Origin of the sequence: Bacteroides faecichinchillae JCM 17102, assembly GCF_000614145.1 — a bacterium.
Taxonomy (GTDB): domain Bacteria; phylum Bacteroidota; class Bacteroidia; order Bacteroidales; family Bacteroidaceae; genus Bacteroides; species Bacteroides faecichinchillae.
Map to the genome: position 1 here is coordinate 1 of NZ_BAKK01000096.1, position 3,258 is coordinate 3,258.

Genomic DNA, 3,258 nt, shown 5'->3' on the forward strand with positions numbered 1-3,258 from the left:
TCCTATAAAGATATACCGGTCATAATAATTCACGCCCAATACGACAGGAGTGGTCAGGGTAACCTATTATTGTAGAGCATACCATTTTTACTCATTGCTCCGATTCTTTCCATTCAGCCGGATGACCTTTACTACGATGTCCTTAAATGGATTAGCTGTATAAATGAAGGTATTCTTGTAGATTCCCATTACTAGTGGTGCGATAAAATCGCCCATTTGTTTATAACTGGTTAATACTACGTTATTTAGCTGCGTTCTTTGATTTTTTGATTTGAATTGGTCAATGTAACTTTGTAGGTCTATACCTATAGAGTTATGAATATCGGAAAGTACATCTTTGTACAAGTCATTGACTTCATCCCACGATATCAGTTTGGCAAACTAGTAAAACAGTATAACGGAGACTGGCATGCTAAGGATCTCACTTGTTATAGTCAGTTACTCCATTTGCTATTTGATCAATTGTCAGGGTGTGACTCCTTACGAGATATTTGCCTTTGTCTAAAGGCGCACGAAAGTAGTCTTTATCATTTAGGATTTTGCAAGAGTGTTACCCACACCTCGTTGTCAAGAGCAAACGAGAATAGAGATTATCGTATCTATGAAGGACTAGGGCAACATTTAATTGCTTTAGTAAGACCTTTATACGCGAATACCCCTGTTCTTGATGTGAATTTGGACAATCTCCTCTATGCTTTAGATTCAACAACCATATCTACAAGTATTAAACTTGCGTCATGGGCTTTTGGCAAATACAGCAAAGGGGCAGTGAAGATGCATACTCTTCTTGACCTGCGAGGCACTATCCCAGCCAATATCCATATCACAGATGGGAAATGGCATGATAGTAATGAGCTTGATGAACTTGTACCTGAGCCACTTGCATTCTATATGATGGACAAGGCTTATGTGGATTTTGCTGCACTCTACACCTTTCATAAAGCTGGTGCCTATTGGGTTAGTCGCCCTAAAGACAACATGAAGTATGAGGTCGTAGAGTTCAGAAGTGACTTTGACTCTCAGACAGGTATCAATGCTGACTTTACGATACGATTAACTACGTATAAGTCCAAGAAACTATATCCGGATCCTATTAGGCTGGTCAGCTTCCATGATAAGGAAACTGGCAATAATGTAGAGTTCATAAGCAATAATTTTGAGATTAGCGCATATGAAATCTCCGTACTTTATCGACACAGATGGGACATTGAGGTTTTCTTCAAATGGGTAAAGCAAAACATCGTAGTGAAAACTCTTTGGGGGTATTCCGAGAATGCTGTACGTACTCATCTATGGGTTGCTGTTGTGGCATACTTGATAATTGCGAGAATCAAGGCTGAATGCAAAAGTCCATATTCAGTCACTGAGGGGGCTACATTGATAAGAATCTCAATACTCAGCAGAGAGAATTTGAGAGAACTGATAACAAGTACCAAGGTGGAGACCAAACCGATTCAAAATTTCAAAGAACGAACTCTATTTGACGATATTTAATAACCGTGCGATTTTATCGCACCAGTACTAATTCCCATTAATAATTTTCAGAGCAGTTGTAGTGTTGTATTTCACATCCCCTCAGGTTCTAGCTTAGTCTGGAAAGTCCAGAAGTTTTTTCATTCATACAGTCATGGTAAATTAACGGTAATTATATGAGGCTTTCCGGCACTGGTATGTATATATGACGTTCTGAGATTGCCTGAAAATACTAGCCGAATACAGTGCAGAAGGAAGACTGTAACTTAACTACGTCAGCAAAGTGAATATAATTTTCTTTCCTGACACAGTTCATGTTACAGTCTTGATATAAATAGACTTTTATGCAGCTTATACCAGAGTATAACAAATATTAATTGAGTTGAAACTCACTTCTTACTACTTTTCTTAAAGTTGCATTTTCATCAAAGATAAATAGATATTCATAAGAAATTCCCCATATATATTCTTCATATTTAAATTTGTTTGAAATATATGTTTTGTCGTAAAAATTAACATCTGCTCTTAGCATCAAATCTTCAATATTAGAAAAGAACAATATCGCAGATGCCTGTTCGACATCTTGATTACGAAAAAGAAAAGCTAATAATGGAGAATAATACGTGTAAAAATATGAATAATACGTGTAAAAGTATGGATATTTCTTATTTTTTCGATATACCTTCAGCTTTTCATATTCTTCTGGAAATTCTTTTTTAAGACAATCCAAACAATATCTATCCAAATCCACAATTGAATCTGTCACAGCAATCAATTTGCCTGAAAAAATAGAATCATTTTTAATATGCTGATATGCTGTCATATACATGGTCGAGTCTTTTTGCCATGTAGTTTGGCAAACTACGTATTGAAAACAATAACAAAGCATAAGAATTGCGATACATCTTTTCATAATTATTTGTATTTTATGTATTTATTAACAGGTAATGGTGGTAAGCCCAATGACAATTGTCCTTGAGAAGCTCTATCAAATGATATATATCTAGAACTGTTTATTTCCATTGATTTATAATCCATACGTTGACCATAATTTCCTCCTTGACTGTTCAATTCAGAACGAATGGTATTCATTTTGCTGACAACATCTCCAGGGTAATTTACACTATAATTATCTTTTAATCCACCACCAACTTGTGTATGATAAAGTTCATGTGTTAAGGTCATTCCCCAGCCCAATGTACGATTGTCCATTCCTACAGTCCCTTTGACAAAACCTTCTATTTGTCCTATCCCCAATTGTACTGTATTATTACTTTGAGGTTTCACTCCTGACCGTGCCCCACGTACAACTGTCACCATATCAGAATGGTCTAAAGCATTTGCTATTGTACCTCTTGCTGTGGTACTACCTACTTGAATAGTATTACCATTAGCATCAGTCGTTGTTGTAATCATAGGTTTTCCATTAACGTCTTTAGCATAAGTCATTATACCATTATTATCCACAGTTAGGCTCAAACCTGTTAGAGATTGCAAATCATCTACTATTTTCTGCATAAAATTAGTACCTATTCCTTTATCTAGGTTTTGTATATCCGCAAATGAAATACTATCTCCTTTCAAATCCACATAATTCACCGGATTATTGCCACAATAATTGTATGGACTCATTGCTTTGTATTTCTCAGCTCGCATATCTACAGTATGCCATCTTCCTATCGCGGCATCATAATGTCTCGCACCATAATCATACCAGTTCAGCCCATTCCTCGTATCCAACTCCTTACCATTATACTTGTAAGGCTGAACACTATTAGTTGAAGT

At 36.1% G+C, this 3,258-nt stretch carries 4 protein-coding genes; 1 reads left to right on the plus strand and 3 read right to left on the minus strand.

Annotation, left to right across the window (positions count from 1 at the left end; translation table 11 throughout):
• Window positions 1-87 precede the first annotated feature (87 nt).
• A complete protein-coding gene (locus JCM17102_RS32125; protein ID WP_262481128.1) occupies window positions 88-216 on the minus strand; it encodes a hypothetical protein in 129 nt (42 codons plus the stop codon).
• A 99-nt stretch (window positions 217-315) separates the two neighbouring features.
• Between JCM17102_RS32125 and JCM17102_RS20715 the strand changes: the two genes are divergently transcribed.
• Window positions 316-1,494, plus strand: a complete 1,179-nt coding sequence (locus JCM17102_RS20715; RefSeq protein ID WP_025076538.1) for an IS4 family transposase — start codon at window positions 316-318, stop codon at window positions 1,492-1,494.
• A 352-nt stretch (window positions 1,495-1,846) separates the two neighbouring features.
• Here the strand turns inward: JCM17102_RS20715 and JCM17102_RS20720 are convergent, their stop codons facing one another.
• Both JCM17102_RS20720 and JCM17102_RS29295 read right to left on the minus strand, forming a co-directional pair.
• Window positions 1,847-2,386 carry a hypothetical protein gene (locus tag JCM17102_RS20720; protein WP_136498641.1) on the minus strand — a complete coding sequence of 180 codons (540 nt, stop codon included), beginning with the start codon at window positions 2,384-2,386 and terminating at the stop codon, window positions 1,847-1,849.
• A 2-nt stretch (window positions 2,387-2,388) separates the two neighbouring features.
• Window positions 2,389-3,258 (minus strand): RHS repeat-associated core domain-containing protein (locus JCM17102_RS29295; RefSeq protein ID WP_025076540.1); only part of this gene is annotated, 870 nt, incomplete at its 5' end.

Coding starts and splice junctions, on each gene's coding strand:
- JCM17102_RS20720 (WP_136498641.1), bottom strand. CDS start 2,386: ATGAAAAGATGTATCGCAATTCTTATGCTTTGTTATTGTTTTCAATAC.
- JCM17102_RS20715 (WP_025076538.1), top strand. CDS start 316: ATGAATATCGGAAAGTACATCTTTGTACAAGTCATTGACTTCATCCCA.
- JCM17102_RS32125 (WP_262481128.1), bottom strand. CDS start 216: ATGGGCGATTTTATCGCACCACTAGTAATGGGAATCTACAAGAATACC.